Here is an 18,714-nt window from a genome sequence, read left to right on the forward strand (position 1 = left end):
CTATAAAAATATTTTTCCTAAATAGAAATTGCTTCGTATCTAAATATTTCCTATTATTGCGAGGTCATTAACCTAACAAAAAGTATGAGAAAATATACATTCTCTTTTTCGCGGACATTTTTTTTATCTACGTTGTTTTTTTTGATAATTGGAAACACTTCATTTGCCCAAGTTTTTTGGACAGAAGATTATACCTCTGCGTGTGTAAGTCTTTGCACCCTACCTTTTACTAGCCCAAATGGAACATGGACAATGGTTTCAACTGGCACCAATGGAACTTCGGCAAATACGTGGTTTGTAAGTGAAACAGAATCAGGATTAGGAAGAGGTGCTTGTGGAACCAGCGGAAGTGATGCCTCGCTTCACATCGCAAATGTTAGTACTTCTCCAGCAGCCTCTCTTTTTTGCCCAACAGGAGATTGTGGTGCAGCGTACGACGCTGGAGATGGAGCTACGATTGTTTCCAATCAACGAGCTACTTCTCCAGTAATTAATTGCACTGGAAAAACCAACATAACCTTAGCATTTAATTATATGATGGGAGGATTTGCTGGAAGCGATTATGCATCCGTTTGTTACTTTAATGGAGCAACTTGGACGACACTTGTAAGTCCTCCAATAACTGCATTGTGTGGAGTACAAGGAAAATGGACTTATTATTCAGTTGCCTTACCTGCAAGTGCTAATAACAACCCAAGTGTTCAAATCGGATTCAATTGGCAAAACACCGCTACGGCAGCTGGTGTTGATCCTTCCGTTGCCATAGATAGTGTTACGCTAAGTTCTACAGCTATCCCAGTTGCTAATTTTTCAGGTACGCCTTTAACTATTTGTGCGGGACAAAGTGTTTCATTTACAGATTTATCTACTAACTCTCCAACCAGTTGGAGCTGGACTTTTGCCGGGGGAACTCCCAACTCGTCCACCTTACAAAACCCTGTAGTTGTTTACAATACGCCTGGCACATACAATGTAAGCCTCACTGCCACAAACGGAAGTGGATCAAATACGCTTACAAAAACAGGTTATGTAATTGTAAATGCCAGTCCGACAGCAGTTATAACTCCTTCAAGTGCTACTATATGCAGCGGTAAAACCATTACACTAACTGCCTCCGGAGGATCTGCTTATACTTGGAGTACTGGTGCTTCTACTGCAGTTATTACAGTAAGTCCGACAACTACCACAACCTATTCCGTTGCTGTATCTAATGGAACTTGTTTTAGTACAACAAGTGCAACCGTTACCGTTAATCCATCTCCTGTAGGAACCGTTACCGGTGATACTTCTATCTGCCAAGGAGCTATTACTACACTAATAGCAAGTGGAGGCACAAATTATATTTGGAATACAGGAGCTACTACACCTTCCATTAATGTAACACCTTTTACCACTACTAATTACTGGGTGCTTATTTCCAATGGTTCTTGCTATGATTCCATCAATACAAAGATAAGCGTATATCCTATTCCTGTTCCTACTGTGAGTTCCAATACTGTTTCCTGCTCAGGCGCACCAGTACAACTGACAGCAGGTGGTGGTACAACCTATTCATGGAGTCCGGCAGCGGGATTGAGTAGTACTACTATTGCTAATCCAATAGCAACCCCAGCAACCACCACTATTTATACCGTTACTGTTTCCAACGGAAATTGTTTTGTAAAAGATTCTGTAACCGTAAAATCAGAACCTGCACCTTTTGTAGAAGTTGGAATTGTAGGCGAGAAAGCGGGGGTAGAAGATACCACCATCAATATTGGTGAAACGGTACAATTGATTGCCACGGGTGGTGTTAATTTTTTATGGACACCTTCTGCTGGATTAGATTGCAACACGTGTCAAAACCCGAAAGCAAACCCTATGGCAAGCACATTTTATGTTGCTATGATTTCTGATTCAAATGGTTGTACTGCCTTCGATACCATATTAGTAAAAGTAGATGTAAATTGTGGACAACTATTTGTTCCCAACGCTTTTTCGCCAAATGGAGATGGAGAAAACGACGTGTTGTACGTGCGTGGCAATTGTTTGCTTAGCATGGATTTTTTAATTTTCGACCGATGGGGAGAAAAAGTTTTTGAAAGTACCGATCCAAGAATTGGTTGGGATGGCACTTACAAAGGAAAGCCAATGAACACAGCTGTTTTTTCATATTATGTAAAAGCAACTTTGGTCAATTATAAAATTGTGGAACAGCGCGGAAACGTGGCTTTGCTGAGGTAAGATAAAATCGACTTCGAAAAATTATTTTTTCAAAGCGGTTTTATTTGCTGATAAATTTCCTGAAATTTTTTTCCAACAGCTTCATAACTGAAATTTTCAATAGCATATTTTCTTATTTTTACAGCAGAATATTTTTTCGATTTTTCCATCATTTCATTCATCTCGTTTAGCAATTTTTCTTCGTCTTTCGGCTCAATTAAAATTCCGTTACTAGCGTTTACATGCTCTGAAATTCCACCTACATTTGTTGATATGACAGGAATTCCGCAAGCCATCGACTCTACAATCACGCAAGGCAAATTTTCATAATTACTGAAAAGCAATAAACAATCCGATTTGCTTAAAATTTCCGCCACTCCTGAAGTAGATTTTGGTCCTTCAAAAAATATTTTTTCATCGAGTATTTTAAATTTTTTTGATAGCGATTTTGCTTCTAACGCATTTTCATTTTCGTGAACAATATGCAATTCGAAATCCGAACGTTGCAACGATAATTTTGCAACTGTTCTAATAATTCCAGAAATATTTTTTTGCTCCTCCTTCAATGTGGAAATATGAATAAATTGAAATTTTATATTTTGTTTTTCTCCAAAAATTTGGAACAATTGCGTATCCACAACATTCGGAACGACGGTATAAATTCCTTTCATGCCTTTTGCTTTCATCGCATTTGCCAAATCTTCCGAAACCGGACAAACCCTTTCGGCATAAGCCGCACAGATTTTTGTGAAAAAATGAGATGTGTTTTTTTTGTATTGATTCTGATCTAAAAAGGATGTTGAATGTTCAGTTATAATATAGGGAATTTTGAAAAAAAATTTCCACAATAGCGCAATAATTCCTGCCGTATTGATGATATTTAGATGAATTAAATCCGGTTTACCGAAATGTTTTTTAATGATTTTATAGCCGATAAAATGTCCTTTTAAATAACGCTGTGCTTTTATAATGGTGGATAATCCAGGTAAAAAATTGTTTTTTTTGTAATAAACATTTACTGTAAAAACATTGTTTTTAGTTTCCTGAACCACGTCGTAAACTGAACTCATTTCCGAATCGGAGCGCACGTGAAGTGCGGCCACATTGGAGTAAAATGCAACGCATTCCGCATGTTTTTGCACAAAATTTCCCAATGCTGGAAACAATCGATTGGGATACCAACTGGAAAGAAATAAAATGGTGTGCTTTTTCTTCGTCAAAATAGAGGCTTCAAAAAATTATTTTTTCAAAAGCGAAATTAGCATACATTTGTTGTCGCAAGTAAAAATGCAGAAAAAATGTATCGCAAAAATATTTTTTTGATTTCTATACTTTCTTCTTTGAAGACTATTTCCTTTTCTCCCAAAGGAAAATTGCCCTTTTGGGTATAATTCTATTTTCTTGCTACGCGCAGCTTTCCGAATTTAATTTTCCAATATCATTCAATATTCTCATTTAATTTATACTTATTATCATGAAAAAAATTGCTATTCTGGGAGGCGGTAATATTGGCTTATCGCTTGCCAAAGGTCTCGTTAATGCGAAGAAATTCCAACAAGACGAAATCATTTTAACACGTAGAAATACGATTGCTCTTGAAAAAATAAAGCAATCCGGATTTGAAGTTACAAGCGATAATTATGAAGCTGTAAAAGACGCTAAAATCATTGTATTATCAGTACTTCCACAACAGTTAGATATTTTATTGAATGAATTAAAAAATCACATTCGTTCAGAACAATTAATTATTTCAGTCGTATCTGGCGTTACTATTTCTGACATCGAAAATCACTTCGAAAAAAAATTAAATATTGTACGCGCAATGCCGAACACAGCTATTGCCATCAATCAATCCATGACGTGTATCGCATCAAACAATTCAAATAAAGAACAACTTGAATTAGCCCAATCACTCTTTGATTCGGTAGGAAAAACAGCGATTATAAAAGAAGAATTAATGACCTCCGCAACGGCTTTGTGTGCCTGCGGAATCGCATTTTTTCTTCGTGCTATTAGAGCCGCTTCTCAAGGCGGTGTTGAAATTGGGTTCCATGCAGATGAAGCACTAAAAATGGCGATGCAAACAGCTTTGGGTGCGGCAGGTTTATTGTTGAATGGCGCGCATCCTGAAAGTGAAATTGACAAAGTAACGTCGCCGCGAGGCTGCACCATTGCTGGATTAAACGAAATGGAACACGAAGGTTTTAGTTCGGCGATGATTACAGGAATTAAAACGGCATCTGCGAGAGCGGATGGGCTTTATAAAAAATAGTTTATACGCAATATTTTATTAAACTCCTCGTTATAGCATCTGTTTTTATTAAATCTTAATAAACCCAACTTGCGAATAGAATATATTTCTCATTCTTGTTTTGTAATTAATACAGGTAGAACAGTTCTTGCATTCGACCCCTGGATTACAGGCTCTACTTATCAAAATCAATGGTATTTATATCCACAACCCCATGACATCGCTCCCGTTGTAAATGCAGATGTTATTCTCATTAGTCACGGCCACGAAGACCATTTTAATAACAAGTCATTAAGAAAAATCAACAAGGATGCACACATCTTTTTTCCTTTCCAATGGCGGGCAGGCATTGTCAGTTATTTAAAACATCTAAAGTTTCAACATATTACAGAAGCACTCAGCTTCAAAACGTATCAGCACAAAGATGTTAAAATAACTTACTTGGGTTATTCAATGGAAAGTGTTATTGTGGTTGAATGTGATAATTATGTCGTTGTTAACATCAATGATGCACTTAATTCCAACCACGAAACAGCGGTTGACTTCCTGTTGAAAGAAATCAAATCACGTTGGAAGAAAATTGATTTCCTTCTCTCCGGATGGAGTGGTGCTGGCTATTTCCCAAATAAAGTCCATTATCCAGGTAAAAATGATGAAGAAGTGGCTCGTATCAGAGAACAATTTTTTGCCGACAACTTTTGTAAGTTTACGAAATACCTGCAGCCCGAAATTGCCATTCCGTTTGCACCTGGCTTTGTACTACTGAGTGATGAAAACCGCTGGATCAACAATATCAAATTTCCGCGCGGCATTATAGAGCAATATTATCGCGACAATTTTGATAAAGAAACACACATCCAATTTCCAGTTACTTATCCCGGAGATTATTTTATTCACAAAACATTTCATCCGATATCTGACTATCACAAAAGTGATGATGAAACAATTTATAAACAAGTGGATGAAGTATTCAGCGATGAAATCAAACAAGCCAATAGCATTGAATGGATGGAAGAAAATAAAATTCCAACTCTCATAAAAGAGCTGGAATTATGCATGAACAATAACAAGCGGCTATATCATCCCAATGTTATTCAAGATGTTTTTTTCAGCATTCGTTTTAAAGATATTGCCGAAGAAAATTATTTTCACATTTTTCCTGATGGAAATGAATTGAAAGTAAAGCGCACAGACAAGCCAACGTCAGCAGACAGACTAATCATAACTATAAAAGCATCTTTATTGGCAATAAATCTTGAAAAGCCTTGGGGAGGTGATCTGTTATCAATCGGTTATGGTGTGGATGTAGAAGTTTTCGAAGAATTGACCTTAGAAAAAAATCTCGATATAGTCTGCGTCAGGCTCATTTCAAGATTTCCGATATTCAAAGATGATATGTTACAACACTCAGGACGGATTCTAAAATACTACCTCACCAATCCGGCACTAACTAATTTATGGATAAAGCAAAAAATTACGCTGCGTCCTTATGTCAACAAATATCCCTTCAACGAACGCGACCACTGGATTACATACAACAAATGCGATTTGTGCAAAGTCTGTAAAATACCGGAATTTGATTTCAAGAAACTGAAAAATGTTATTTAAGAACACGAGTAACATCTTCAAAAATCCACTGCTTTGAGTACGACAGGTTTATTGTTGAATCGCGCGCATCCTGAAAGTGAAATTGACAAAGTAACGTCACCGCCCGGCTGCACCATTGCTGGATTAAACGAAATGGAACACGAAGGTTTTAGTTCGGCGATGATTACAGGAATTAAAACGGCACCTACGAGAGCAGATGGACTTTACAAAAAATAATTTTTCAAAATAGAGGCTTCAAAAAATTATTTTTTCGGACGTGCTTTTTAGCGGTTTTTTTTAATCGAATTCCTTTTCCAACAAACCTTTTAGTTGCTCTGACGTAATTCCGTATTTTAATTCGCCTTCTTTTACGAAAGATATTTCTCCAGTTTGTTCGGAAACTACAATCGCCAAGGCATCTGAATTTTCAGTAATACCAACGGCAGCACGATGACGCATTCCTAAATGTGCAGGAAAATCAACATTTTCTAACACTGGTAAAACGCATCTGGCGGCTTGAATACGGTTGTTTGTAATGATAATAGCGCCGTCGTGCAAAGGACTATTTTTATAAAAAATACTTTCAATCATTCGCACAGAAATTTTCGCATCTAAAAAATCGCCTGTATTGGCGTAAAATTTTAATTCGGATTTGGTTGTTAAAACAATGATGGCACCCGTTTTTGTTTCCGCCATATTTTGGCACGCTTTCACCAGCGATGTGATATCCAAAGGCGTAGTGTGTTTTTTATTTTTCCAGCGCATACTGAAAAATTTTTTTCCAGTTTGATTTTTTCCGAAAAACTCGCTGGTGCCTATAAATAAAAGGAAACGTCTTAATTCGGGTTGAAAAACGATGATAATAGCGATTACGCCAACGTCAATAAATTTACCCAACAAAGTGCTGAAAAGCTGCATATTCAGTGCTTTCACAATTATCCACAATAAATAAAGCAGCGCAATTCCAATAAAAATATTGATGGCAACCGTTCCTTTTACTAAATTGTATAATTGATATAAAAGTACCGCCACCAGTAGAATATCCACTGCATCCAGCCAAGAAAAAGTAAGAAATAAAGGTACCAAAAGAGAAATCATGTTACAATAGTAGCAATTTTGTTTTTAGGATTTCTGATAAAAATACGCTGTCGAAAAAATATTTTTTCAAACGTAAAAAAACAAATTCTGATTTTACGAGATGGATTTTTTACATTTGCGTTCCCTTACGGAAAATTATTTTTTATAAATGGATACTTATCGCCACAAAGGTTTACGCAAGAAATTAATAGAGGAATTACGCGAGAAAGGTATTAAATCCGAAACTGTTTTAAAAGCCATCGAAGCCGTTCCGCGCCATTTATTTTTAGACAATGCTTTTTTGCAATATGCGTATCAAGATAAAGCCTTTCCGATTGGCGCCGGACAAACTATTTCGCAACCTTATACGGTCGCTTTTCAAACCGAACTATTGGACATAAACAAAGGCGATAAAATATTGGAAATTGGTACTGGATCGGGTTATCAAACCAGCGTTTTAATTGAAATGGGCGCAAAAGTATTTACCATCGAACGACAAAAAACATTGTACGATCGCACCAAAAATAGTTTGCCCGCATTAAATTACAATCCTCGTTTTTTTTATGGAGATGGCTATAAAGGCTTAGTTCCATTTGCGCCATTCGATAAAGTATTGGTTACCGCAGGCGCACCATTTATTCCGCAACCTTTGTTGGATCAATTAAAAACGGGAGGTATTTTAGTGATTCCTGTAGGCGAAAACGGAACCCAAACAATGATTAAAGTGGTAAAAAATCCCGAAAATCAGTTTATCAAAACCGAATTCGGCAATTTTAAATTTGTCCCATTACTGGAAGAAAAAGAATGGAATAAAAAATAAGCCAAAACAATTTCTTGTTTTGGCTTATAATAAATCTTCGAAATCAAGTTTTTATTTACTTGCTCCGCCGAAATTAAAATTTAATCCAACGTTAAATCCCAATGAGCTGAAAGCTTGATATTGGTATGCAGCTGTTTGAGGAGAAGCAGGAGAAGCTGGATTACCATTGGTGGTAGTTGTACTCGCAGAACTTGAATAATCTGTTTCCTTTTGAGATGTTGTCATACCCGGAAGTTGGTCAGCACCATTGTATGTAGCTGTAGTAATAATCCCTTTGGATGCAGCATAATTTTGATAATTTGCTGAAATCTCTCCGAAAATAGAAATTTTATCGTTCAACTGATAACTAACACCTAAAGCAGAATGAAATCCCATAGATGATCCCCCGTTGTAGGTCGTTATTTCGTCAAATGAAGTACTTGGACTACCTGTTGCAGTAGTAGTTTCAACATCCTCCGAAGTATATTTTGGTGAAACGCCAATGATAATTCCGGCTACCATATATGGATGAATGTTTCCATCTCCCACTTGAAGACGAATCGCTGGTGTAATGCGAATCATGCTTCCTTTATATGTGTAAGTATTATCATCACTGGATGCCGAATTACTTACGTTTCCAGTAGGATCAGTTGTTGTAGTAGCAGTTGTGTTTGTACTAGTGCTCGTAGAAGTTCCTCCCATTACGTCAGATATTTCTAACTCAGCGCCTAAGTATTTGCTAAACATGTAACCACCATAAATACCAATGTTTACCCCTTTTCCTAAAGAGGATTTCGCACTCGTAAACCCATTTGTACTGCTGGTGGTGTTTACTCCTGTTTGCATATTATTATTAGTAGTAGTAGATTGCGTAGTAGAAGGATTTGACTGTCCTACTGCTGCAAGTCCGTATCCACCCATTACACCTGCATAAAGTCCTTGAGCTTGTGATGCACCGATTGTTCCCATCAGTAAAACTGATGCAATTAAGATTGTTTTTTTCATATCTGTTTTTTTAGTTAGTATCCTGCAAACTTAACCTTTTTTTTGACCCATAGGCAAGTTATTAACAAATATGTGTTAAAAATAAACGTATTGTTAATAACTACTTAGCCTAAAAATATTTTTTATCTTTGTCCTGTTTTAATAAATGAATTTTAAACTAAAAAAAAAACATGAAAAAAACAGTCATCGTAATGGCATTAGCATTTGGAGCATCCAGTGTTTTTGCACAAACTTTAACATCAAAAAAGGGAGAAACTATTCTTCCAGAATCAGGCGATTGGTCAATTGGATTTGATGCAAGTCCATTTTTCCACTATGTAGGAACAATGTTTTCTACTGCCAACGCTAACCCAACTGCTAATTGGTTAAACGGAGATCAAACCATTGTAGGTAAGTATTATGTAGATGCTACAACAGCTTACAGAGCTACTTTGAGAATTGGTATGGGTTCTACTACTCAAAACGCATATAGCGAATTAGACCAAACAACTCCTGATCCAACAGCAACAGTAAAAGATTCTTGGAAACATGGTTACCACAACATCGTATTGGGTGCAGGTATCGAAAAAAGAATGGGGAAAACCAGATTGCAAGGATATTATGGTGGAGAAGCCATGATTATGCTTTCCGGTTCTAGCGATACTTATACTTATGGTAATGCAATTTCTGCAACATACTCGGCGCCAATTCGTGCAAATTTCAATGGCGGAGCAAACAATTTGGGTGGTGGTGATTGGTTAGATAAAGCCAATGCAGGTTCTACTTTTGGAATTGGCGTTCGTGGAATTATCGGAGCTGAGTATTTCATCTTTCCAAAAATTTCTATCGGAGCTGAATACGATTGGGGTGTAATGTTTTCAAGCACAGGTGATGGTTCAGCAACGGACGAAGTTTGGAATGGAACTACCATAAAATCATCTACAATGAAAACAGCTGGAGCAAGCAGTTTTGGTGTAGATACTGGTATTAATACTGGTTTAACTGGAACAGGTTCTATCGTTTTAAACCTTCATTTCTAAGTTTTTAGAATTTGAATCTCATAAAAAAGCCCCGAAATTCGGGGCTTTTTTATTTTATCTTTCTGCTAATTTCTCGCTCCACATCTTTCTTCTTAATACTGTCTCGTTTATCGAAATTCTTTTTTCCTTTTGCTAAGGCAATTTCCACTTTTGCAAATCCTTTTTCATTGATAAAAAAACGTATTGGAATAATTGTCAATCCAGCATCTTTCAATTTCAAAAATATTTTTTTGAGCTCTTGTTTCTGCAACAATAATTTCCGGTTGCGTTTAGGTGCGTGGTTAAAATGTTTTTCCTCTGTGTATTCTGCAATATGAGCATTTACCAACCATAATTCGTTGTTGATATAAGAACAAAATGCATCGTTGATGTTTATCTTTCCTTCGCGAATAGATTTTATTTCCGTTCCAGTAAGTTGTATTCCCGCAAGGTATTTGTCGAGAAAAAAATAGTCGAACGAAGCTCTTCTATTTTTTATATTAATGGATGAAATTATTGTCATTGTTTTTGTCTTTCAAAAAAATAATTTTTCGGAGTGTTAAAAAAGCGACTCTAAAAATTAATTTTTCATCAATTCCAAAGCTTCGGGGATGGTAATGTATTGCCCGTTAAAGAAGGCTGTTACGAAAGCATCTTTGATTCCAAATTTGCTTACCAAATCACTTTTTAGTTTTAAGGCGGCATTGTAATCATTCAATTCTCCCACCACGTATTTATTTAAGCCACTCGAAGTTACTTCTTTTTTCAATCCTTTAATTTGACTGAATTTAGCGGCAATTTCAGCTGGAGGATCATTTTTAAACACGCCCAATTGAACTTTAAATATCACTAATTTTTTATCTACTGTATTTACCGCAGAACTACTGGTATCTTGAGGATTTTCAATGGGTTCATTTTTAACAGGCGTTGCTCCTACTTTATCCAATGAAACACGTTTTCCATCTTTGTAAGCTGTAATAAATGCACCTTGATAACCTTTTACCAACATATCCACTTTGTGTTGCGCCGCTTGTTCAAAAGTGCTGAAAGAGCCCGTCATGTATTTGTACAAACCATCGTCGGTGCGGATTTCTAACAAATCTGGAACGCCTCGAAAAACATTTTTTGATAATTTTTTTCGGTATGCGCCCAGTTGAACTCGAAAAACAACTGCTCCACTCGTTTTTGATCCTACAGCAGAATTACTTGAATTTGCACCTTCTGAAAAATTATTTTTTGGATGCGTATTTTCTGCCGTATTTGTTACAGACGTTTTTGAGGTTTTATCCGGATTATTGTTTTCAGCAGCGGAAGAATTGCTTGAATTGCCCTTTGTTGCACTTGAGTTAGTATTTTGCGTCTCTTTATTAGTACCCATCGAAGCTGTTGCTGCTGTGGCGTCCACAAATATCCCGTTTTCTATCGAAACAATTTTTGTATTGTTGATGCTATCTTCATCTGTTAATTGTTTTTTTCTTCGCTCAGCATCCAAATAATTAGAATAATTACCTGCTGTGTAAACTGTTGTAGAATCAGGCATATTATTCACTTTCACATCACTAATACTTAATAATTTTGTCATTAAAGAGGTAGGAATTCCGTTTTTATACGTTCCTAATTCGACAGTATATTCTTTGTTGGATGCCGTGCTTTCTTTTGGAAAATTACCTATTGCCTCATGGTTTCGTACAATTACTTGAGCAAATTCTCCAGTACTATCCATGTAAATCAAATAATCTTTTTTGAAAGTAGAATCGCTAATCGCCACACCGTCTGCATCTACAAAGGAACCGGCAGGTGTATTCGGTTCTTTGTCTAAATAATCCGGAACGCCATCGTGATCTGAATCCAAAGGACAACCGTGTTTATCAACAGCTACACCAGCAGGTGTTCCTGGACAAGAATCTTTAATGTCTGGAACGCCATCCTTGTCAGCATCTTCTTTATCCAAGGCGTAAAAATCAACATCATCAAAATGATGTGCATCCAGCGTATCGCCTGCATTGCGTTTGCGGCGTCCTAAATAAGATAAATCGTAATGCAAGGAAAAAGAAGACATCACAAACATATCGTTCAATTTGCTTCCTTGCGGTGCTACTCCATCTATGTAATTGGTAAATGTATAATGCAAAGTAGTACCTATTTTCAAAAAAGTACGATCCGACAAATGGAAAATAGCACCTACACTTATAGGTATTGCAAAGGATTGCTCGGTATATTTTCCGTATCCGTTTACATTCATCGTACGAATATCTGATTCGTATGTATAATCGCGTTGAATAATAATTGAATTGCCTGCATTTGGATTATTTTGCGCCATATTTCGGATACTTCCGTCTTGCCAATAATAATATTGATTTCCGTTTTTATCATAAAGGTCTGTTTTCGATAAAAACTCGAAAGACTCAAAGCCTGTACCTATAAACGGACTTACTTTTCTCTTTTTGGGTAAAAAATTATCAAAATTATATTCTATATGAAGGCCACCAAGTCGAATTTGGGATTCAAAATTGCGATCCAATCCCAATTGAGGTAAATTTTCATTCACGCCTAATTTCCCAAACAAAGTATAGAAATCTAAGGTGAAATAAGGATTTAAAGCTTCAGAAACGTCCATTTCGTAAGCAATCCTACCAACCAATGGATTTTGAAAATGATGATTTTCATTGGCATAAATATGTCCGATGTACGAAAAAAGTCCAGTTCCAAAACCAATAGTAGGCCTAAAAACAAAGTCGTCAGAATCAGATTTATTTGTACTCGTACTGTCGTTTTTGATTTGAGAATATCCGCATACAGCGGAACACAAAAATAATAGTACGAAAAAATATTTTTTTGTCATATAGACGAACTAATCATTAGGAGTACTCCCACTAATCGCACTTGTACGATACTCAACTCTTTTTTGTTCCACAATTATTTGTACCATTTTTGATTGCTAACCATCAACGCTTCCTGAACTGTAATTCTTTTTCCAGTATTATAAGCCGTTACAAATGGACCAACAATTCCTTTACCGCGCACATCTTCACGGTGATCTCTTGCCGATTTATATTCGGTAAAATTACCTACCACGTATTTGGTGTAACCGTCCATCATTTCCAATCGAATATTTTCTTTTATTTTATTGGTAGATGTGAAATAACTTGTTTGAACCGCTTTGTGAAGCGCTGCTATTTGTACACTATAGGAAACACCAGAACTTCCAGAAGGAATATTCGCAACCGTGTTCGTGGAAGTAGCATTGGTTGGAGTTGCAACAGAATTATTATCGGGCGCTGGTGTACTATTAGATGTTATTTGATTCGCCGCAGTATTTGTGCTTGGTGCAGACGTAACAATATTAGAACCACTATTTGTAGCTGATGTATTATTTGTTGAATTTGAAGAAGTACTACTATTTGTAGCTGAAGCATTGTTTGTTGAATTATCAACTGGCGTAGCATTTGTCGTGGAAGTATTTGCTGCTATCGGTGTTGAATTGGTATTTATAATAGAAACCGTACTTGCTGGGATGATGTACTTTTTAGTAGAATCTTGCACATACGCAAATACTCCATTAATACTTTGCGAACCGGAAATGGAATTATCAACAGTTACTTTATATGAAACTTTTAATACCGAATCACTCGGTAAAGACAACCAAATAAATTTTGCTTTTTGATCTGAAAAAGAAAAAGATGCTCCATCTTTATCAATTGCAGTAGCCGTAAAACCAATTGGCAATGTTTCTTCTAACTTAGCGAAACCAGTAACATTCGAACGATTTAAGCTAAGTGAAACAGTAAAACTCCCAGATACATCTCCTGTAGGAACTACTCTCACAGATGTTATGTTTGCCGCAGACGTTGTCGAATTAGAAGAAGTTGTAGCTGTCGTATTCGTTGGATTCGCGGTAACTGAACTTGTCGTATTTGTAGAATTATTATTCGCAGTTGTTGTGCTTGTTGTAGTTGCGTTTGTAGCATCTGCATTGGAAGCAACAGGTGCATTATCAGTAGCTACATTAATGTTTGAAGATGCGATAAGAGCAGACTGACGATTATTGTCTACCACATAAGATAATTTTCCGCCAAATGATTGTTGTCCAGAGACCGAAGCATCAACCGTAATCTGATAGGTTACTACAAATGAATTGTCGGTAGGAAGTGACATCCAAATAAATTTCACAGAATGATCCGCAAATGAGAAAGTTGCTCCTTTAGAATCGAGTGCTGTTGCCGTAAAACCAGTTGGTAAATCTTCTTGCAATTTTGCAAAACCGCCAGTACTACCTTTGGTAACCGTAACTTGTACAGTAAAGGAATCTCCGGGTTTTACATTAGTGGGAATTGTTTGAGTGGCTGTAATCGGATCGGGTAGAAACAAATGATAAACTAATAACCCGAGCATGTTAAAAAGAAGTATGAAGTATCTGATCATATAATTTTTGTTAACGTTTTATTGTTCAAAAAAGTAATCTATTAAGCGGTTAATTTTATCTACCGTATAATCATTTGTTCCATCAAAAAACATATCAATTTGTTTCGTGATTTCGTCTGAAGAAATATATCCATCGTGATTGATATCCGCAGATAAAAACTCTGCTGGAATTTTTGATTTTGAAGTATTTCCTCCTGCACTTCTTTTTTGCGCCGCTTGCGCATCCATACTTTGTAAAGTTTGTATATTCGGATTTTGGTCAAAAATCTGACTGCGTTGTGTCGCTAAGGAATCATAACTACTTTGTCTTGCAGCAATTAAGGAATCCGACATCGTAACACCATTGGCATCTACAACTGCTCCTTTTTTAGAATGCGGTTCTTTGTCCAAATAATCGGGGATACCGTCTCCATCGCTATCTAACGGACAACCTTTAGAATCAACCTTAACGCCTTTAGGCGTGTTCGGGCATTGATCATCTATATCTTTTACACCATCGCCATCACTGTCCGCATTTTCCAAAGCACTAAAATTTACGCCTTGATATTGAGCATCGTTATCATCTTCACTTTTTCCAAAATGATATTGAATGGAAAATCCAGTATATAAATATTTATCGTTGGCAGTAATTCCACTAACGTTATCAATTTTATCTGTTAAAGTAAGATAATACGTTGCAAAAACATTTGCATACAAATGCGGTGTTAATTTGAATTTAACACCACCGCTAAGCAGGATAGAGAAAGTGTGACTCGCATAGCCTGTACTGTCCAACTTTGTTTCGTAATTGTAATCGCGCTGAATAATTTGTGCTGTAGTAATATTTCCAGCTGTTTGCGGCTCATTTCGAATACTTCCATCTGTCCAATAATTGTATTTATTTCCATTTTTATCTCTTAAATCAGTGTAGGAATTGAAATTTAAAAAGCCAAATCCTGCTGATAAAAATGGCGCAAAAGAAGAACTCTTGTGAAAGATAAAATTATTGTCAAAGTGAAAAATAAAATTTACATCGCCTTGCATAATTTGGGATTGAAAATTTATATTTTGAGAGGGAATAATCGAACTCTGGCTTTGTGCAAGTGTACCATAAATTCCGTTGAGAGATATTCCTAAAAAGCTACCGAAACGCTCTTCTACCGTTAAATTGTATCCCGCTCTGATTCTATTTTCTGTACCTAAATTTTGTCCTTGTCCAATATTCCCATAAAAAGACAAAATGCCCGTACCTAAGGATACAGAAGGTAATTTACTACTTACCTGATCTTGTCCATAAGAGTTCAGCGCTATTGCCGCAAAACAAATTATGAGTGATAGTATATTTTTCGTCTTCATATTCTAAATCTTAAATTTGCCTATTAAATTTCGACTAATGGCAATAAAAGTAAGATAAATTTTTATACCCGAAATACTTTTTTTAATACCAATTCAAAAAAACAACCATTCACTGAATTCAAAAGTATTCCTTATCTCAACTTTTAATCGAATGCTTTGAAGTATTTACAAACAAAGATTTGTTCATAAAGGCGATGAAAGAATGATTGAAAAGCGAGTATTCTCTTTGTTACATAAGCTTTTTGAAAAAAATATTTTGATAGTTGAATTCTGTTTTTTCTAAAGTATTTTATAATTTTTATACTCTCCGATACGCTTACCGATTATCTTTTCAATCAAAAAAATAATTTTTGTCTTAGCAGAAAATTTTTTTTTCGTTGGATCAAAATTAAATTTCCAATTTTTAGTACTGATTCTTTTGCTCATTACTGTAGGATGCGAGCCTTCAAATTTTTTCAAGGAATCGATTTCCGAATAATCAAATGCTGCTGCTTGAAAAATATTTTTTTCGAGCCATTGATCGTCGTGCCACATTTTATGAAACGATTGTTGTTTTGCTTGTTGCAGCTCTGGCGGCTTTACCCAACCGTAATGAAACACAGATGCCGCAATTTGTTTCACCTTTAATTTCTCTCCGTTTTTCCGAAAACCTTGCGCATCTTTATAAGACGAAATCGAAAGATCATTTCGCACAACACGAATTTCTTTTTGATACCATCTTCTTGAATCGCCTACAAAATCATACGATCCATAAAAGTGAACATAATCAAAAAGCAAACCTTCCACACTTTTATCGTCTTTATATTTTTCCATTGCCGCTTTAATTTCAGGCAAATATTTTTCGTGAATCACTTCATCGCCTTGTATGTAAAAAGCCCAATCGCTGTCTTTTGAAATTGCGTGAAATGCTTTATTTGTCTCTTCCGCCAATACTTTTCCACCTTCACGCAAGGTGTCGTCCCAAACGGTTTCTAAAATTCTTATTTTAGGAGATGAAATGGATTTAATCAGCGCAAGCGTGTCGTCATCGGATTTTCCAACCGCCACAATCACTTCATCGCAAATCGACAAAATGGATAAAATCGCTTCTACAATGGGATAATCAAATTTAATGGCATTGCGCACAATCGTAAAACCGCTGACTTTCATCTGAAATTAAATGCCGGTATAATTGTGCGGAGAAATTTTTTTCAATTCCAATTTTATTTTTTCACTCACATCCAAGCCCTCGATAAATGTGTGAATGGATTCTTGCGTAATTTTAGTATTGGAACGCGTCAAGCTTTTCAACGCTTCGTACGGATTCGGATACGCTTCTCTGCGCAAAATAGTTTGTATCGCTTCTGCTACCACTGCCCAATTATTTTCTAAATCTTTTTCGAGTGCACTTGTATTTAAAATTAATTTATCAAAACCCTTTAATAACGAGCGATACGCGATGAACGAATGCGCCAATGGAACTCCCGTATTTCTCAAAACTGTTGAATCGGTTAAATCACGTTGCAATCTGGAAACAGGCAATTTTGCTGCAAAATGTTCGAAAAGTGCATTTGCAACACCTAAATTTCCTTCCGAATTTTCAAAATCAATTGGGTTCACTTTGTGCGGCATTGCTGACGATCCCACTTCGCCTTCTTTTATTTTTTGTTTGAAATAATCCATCGAAATATACATCCACACATCTCTATTCAAATCAATACATATCGTGTTGATTCGTTTCATTGCATCGCAAAAAGCAGCAAAATTATCGTAATGTTCAATTTGTGTGGTGTATTGAGAACGTTGTAAACCAAGCGTTTTATTCACGAAAGTATTTGCGAAATTTTTCCAATTTATTTCCGGAAACGTCACATGATGTGCATTAAAATTTCCTGTTGCGCCACCAAATTTAGCAGAATACGGAATCCGATTTAATTGTTCCAATTGTGCTTCGATTCGTTCTGCAAAAACAGCAATTTCTTTTCCGAGAATAGTTGGAGAAGCAGGTTGTCCATGTGTTTTAGCCAACATCGGAATGTGTTTCCATTCTTCCGATTTCTTTTTTAGATGTGAAACTATTTCTTGTAAAATCGGTAAAACAATCGTATTCATTGCGTCTTTCAACGAAAGAGGAATGGCTGTATTATTAATATCTTGAGAGGTTAATCCGAAATGAATAAATTCTTTGTACGCCGAAAACCCAAGCGCATCAAACTTTTCCTTCAAAAAATATTCGATTGCTTTTACATCGTGATTGGTAATTTTTTCGATGTCTTTTATTTTTTGCGCATCTTCCTTCGAAAAATTTTTAACCAGATTTCGGAGCGCCGAAAAATTATTTTTTTGAAACGATTTTAATTGCTCGAGCGGCAATTCGCAAAGCGCGATAAAATATTCTACCTCTACCAACAATCGATATTTCATCAAAGCGCTCTCCGAAAAATAGTCGGAAAAAGCTTGCGTTGTATTTCTGTATCGTCCGTCAATAGGCGAAATAGCAGTTAATTGATTCAATTCCATTTTTAAAATTTAAAGCCCGAAGATACTAAAAAGTGAACTCAAAAAAATAATTTTTCGAGCGTATTTACTTAGGATTATCGCTTTTTTGCTAATTATCTATTATTCTCATTTTTATATTTCTTCTAAAATTGCAAGGATGAAAATTTATTTTCCGACCTTCGCGCTCGTATGTATTTAGAAAAACTTTCCTTACTCAATTTTAAAAATTACGCTGAAGCGGAATTCACTTTTTCAGCGCAAATCAACTGTTTTTCGGGCAATAACGGAGAAGGAAAAACAAATCTGTTGGATGCCATTCATTATTTATCGTTTTGTAAAAGTTTTTTTAATCCGATTGATAGCCAGAATATTCGCCACGAAGAATCTTTTTTTATGATTCAAGGTGCATTTGTTGCGAACAAGGAGCGCGATGAAATTTATTGTGCTCAAAAACGCAATCATAAAAAACAATTTAAACGGAATAAAAAAGAATACACGCGTTTAGCGGATCATATCGGCTTGTTTCCTGTGGTGATGATTTCTCCAGCAGATGCTGATTT

Annotated in this window: 14 protein-coding genes and 2 pseudogenes; 7 read left to right on the forward strand and 9 right to left on the reverse strand. The window is 36.1% G+C overall.

Translation table 11 applies throughout. From position 1 onward, the window contains the following. The first annotated feature begins 141 nt into the window (after window positions 1–141). Window positions 142–2,223: a PKD domain-containing protein gene (locus tag ABIZ51_03365; GenBank protein ID MEO7087815.1), complete on the forward strand. Its 2,082-nt coding sequence runs from the start codon at window positions 142–144 to the stop codon at window positions 2,221–2,223. 29 nt (window positions 2,224–2,252) lie between these two features. Here ABIZ51_03365 and ABIZ51_03370 read toward each other — a convergent pair whose 3' ends face one another. Beyond that, entirely contained in the window at window positions 2,253–3,422 is a 1,170-nt protein-coding gene (locus tag ABIZ51_03370; protein ID MEO7087816.1) for a glycosyltransferase family 4 protein, read from the reverse strand. A gap of 254 nt (window positions 3,423–3,676) precedes the next feature. Here ABIZ51_03370 and proC point away from each other — a divergent pair, with 254 nt between their 5' ends. The 3 genes and pseudogenes from proC to ABIZ51_03385 all read left to right on the forward strand — a co-directional run bounded on the left by proC (window position 3,677) and on the right by ABIZ51_03385 (window position 6,277). Next, window positions 3,677–4,474, forward strand: coding sequence for a pyrroline-5-carboxylate reductase (gene proC / locus ABIZ51_03375; GenBank protein ID MEO7087817.1), 798 nt, complete (start codon window positions 3,677–3,679; stop codon window positions 4,472–4,474). 69 nt (window positions 4,475–4,543) lie between these two features. Further along, window positions 4,544–6,061 (forward strand): MBL fold metallo-hydrolase, encoded by a 1,518-nt coding sequence (locus tag ABIZ51_03380; GenBank protein ID MEO7087818.1) that lies wholly within the window; start codon window positions 4,544–4,546, stop codon window positions 6,059–6,061. A 27-nt stretch (window positions 6,062–6,088) separates the two neighbouring features. Then, window positions 6,089–6,277, forward strand: a pseudogene (locus ABIZ51_03385) (pyrroline-5-carboxylate reductase dimerization domain-containing protein). Between the two features lie 60 nt (window positions 6,278–6,337). On the opposite strand, the gene cdaA reads toward ABIZ51_03385, so the two are convergent. Beyond that, window positions 6,338–7,138, reverse strand: coding sequence for a diadenylate cyclase CdaA (gene cdaA / locus ABIZ51_03390; protein MEO7087819.1), 801 nt, complete (start codon window positions 7,136–7,138; stop codon window positions 6,338–6,340). Window positions 7,139–7,286: 148 nt separating this feature from the next. On the opposite strand from cdaA, the gene ABIZ51_03395 reads away from it, so the two are divergent. Next, window positions 7,287–7,937, forward strand: coding sequence for a protein-L-isoaspartate(D-aspartate) O-methyltransferase (locus tag ABIZ51_03395; protein MEO7087820.1), 651 nt, complete (start codon window positions 7,287–7,289; stop codon window positions 7,935–7,937). Between the two features lie 51 nt (window positions 7,938–7,988). On the opposite strand, the gene ABIZ51_03400 is transcribed toward ABIZ51_03395, so the two are convergent. Next, entirely contained in the window at window positions 7,989–8,921 is a 933-nt protein-coding gene (locus ABIZ51_03400) for a hypothetical protein (GenBank protein MEO7087821.1), read from the reverse strand. Between the two features lie 170 nt (window positions 8,922–9,091). On the opposite strand from ABIZ51_03400, the gene ABIZ51_03405 reads away from it, so the two are divergent. Continuing rightward, entirely contained in the window at window positions 9,092–9,940 is an 849-nt protein-coding gene (locus tag ABIZ51_03405; protein ID MEO7087822.1) for a hypothetical protein, read from the forward strand. Window positions 9,941–9,989: 49 nt separating this feature from the next. Here ABIZ51_03405 and smpB read toward each other — a convergent pair whose 3' ends face one another. The 6 genes and pseudogenes from smpB to purB all read right to left on the reverse strand — a co-directional run bounded on the left by smpB (window position 9,990) and on the right by purB (window position 18,175). Continuing rightward, window positions 9,990–10,442, reverse strand: a complete 453-nt coding sequence (gene smpB / locus ABIZ51_03410) for an SsrA-binding protein SmpB (protein ID MEO7087823.1) — start codon at window positions 10,440–10,442, stop codon at window positions 9,990–9,992. Window positions 10,443–11,684: 1,242 nt separating this feature from the next. Then, a pseudogene (locus ABIZ51_03415) lies at window positions 11,685–11,858 on the reverse strand (thrombospondin type 3 repeat-containing protein). 977 nt (window positions 11,859–12,835) lie between these two features. Further along, on the reverse strand, window positions 12,836–14,311 hold the full coding sequence (locus ABIZ51_03420) for a hypothetical protein (protein MEO7087824.1): 1,476 nt from the start codon (window positions 14,309–14,311) through the stop codon (window positions 12,836–12,838). 48 nt (window positions 14,312–14,359) lie between these two features. Beyond that, a complete protein-coding gene (locus ABIZ51_03425; GenBank protein ID MEO7087825.1) occupies window positions 14,360–15,676 on the reverse strand; it encodes a thrombospondin type 3 repeat-containing protein in 1,317 nt (438 codons plus the stop codon). 279 nt (window positions 15,677–15,955) lie between these two features. Further along, complete coding sequence (locus ABIZ51_03430; protein MEO7087826.1) at window positions 15,956–16,825, reverse strand: glycosyltransferase family 2 protein; 870 nt, start codon at window positions 16,823–16,825, stop codon at window positions 15,956–15,958. A 6-nt stretch (window positions 16,826–16,831) separates the two neighbouring features. Then, the gene (gene purB / locus ABIZ51_03435; GenBank protein MEO7087827.1) at window positions 16,832–18,175 is read right to left on the reverse strand and encodes an adenylosuccinate lyase; all 1,344 of its coding nucleotides are present in this window, start codon (window positions 18,173–18,175) and stop codon (window positions 16,832–16,834) included. Between the two features lie 168 nt (window positions 18,176–18,343). Between purB and ABIZ51_03440 the strand changes: the two genes are divergently transcribed. Continuing rightward, window positions 18,344–18,714, forward strand: a 371-nt coding sequence (locus tag ABIZ51_03440; GenBank protein ID MEO7087828.1) for an AAA family ATPase, incomplete at its 3' end; no start/stop codon positions are given.

Source organism: Bacteroidia bacterium (genome assembly GCA_039924845.1).
Classification (GTDB): domain Bacteria; phylum Bacteroidota; class Bacteroidia; order DATLTG01; family DATLTG01; genus DATLTG01.

Excerpts from the sequence above, each read along its gene's own strand:
- ABIZ51_03430 (MEO7087826.1), bottom strand. The coding sequence starts at position 16,825 with ATGAAAGTCAGCGGTTTTACGATTGTGCGCAATGCCATTAAATTTGAT.
- proC (MEO7087817.1), top strand. The coding sequence starts at position 3,677 with ATGAAAAAAATTGCTATTCTGGGAGGCGGTAATATTGGCTTATCGCTT.
- smpB (MEO7087823.1), bottom strand. The coding sequence starts at position 10,442 with ATGACAATAATTTCATCCATTAATATAAAAAATAGAAGAGCTTCGTTC.
- purB (MEO7087827.1), bottom strand. The coding sequence starts at position 18,175 with ATGGAATTGAATCAATTAACTGCTATTTCGCCTATTGACGGACGATAC.
- ABIZ51_03395 (MEO7087820.1), top strand. The coding sequence starts at position 7,287 with ATGGATACTTATCGCCACAAAGGTTTACGCAAGAAATTAATAGAGGAA.
- ABIZ51_03405 (MEO7087822.1), top strand. The coding sequence starts at position 9,092 with ATGAAAAAAACAGTCATCGTAATGGCATTAGCATTTGGAGCATCCAGT.
- ABIZ51_03400 (MEO7087821.1), bottom strand. The coding sequence starts at position 8,921 with ATGAAAAAAACAATCTTAATTGCATCAGTTTTACTGATGGGAACAATC.
- ABIZ51_03420 (MEO7087824.1), bottom strand. The coding sequence starts at position 14,311 with ATGCTCGGGTTATTAGTTTATCATTTGTTTCTACCCGATCCGATTACA.
- ABIZ51_03425 (MEO7087825.1), bottom strand. The coding sequence starts at position 15,676 with ATGAAGACGAAAAATATACTATCACTCATAATTTGTTTTGCGGCAATA.
- cdaA (MEO7087819.1), bottom strand. The coding sequence starts at position 7,138 with ATGATTTCTCTTTTGGTACCTTTATTTCTTACTTTTTCTTGGCTGGAT.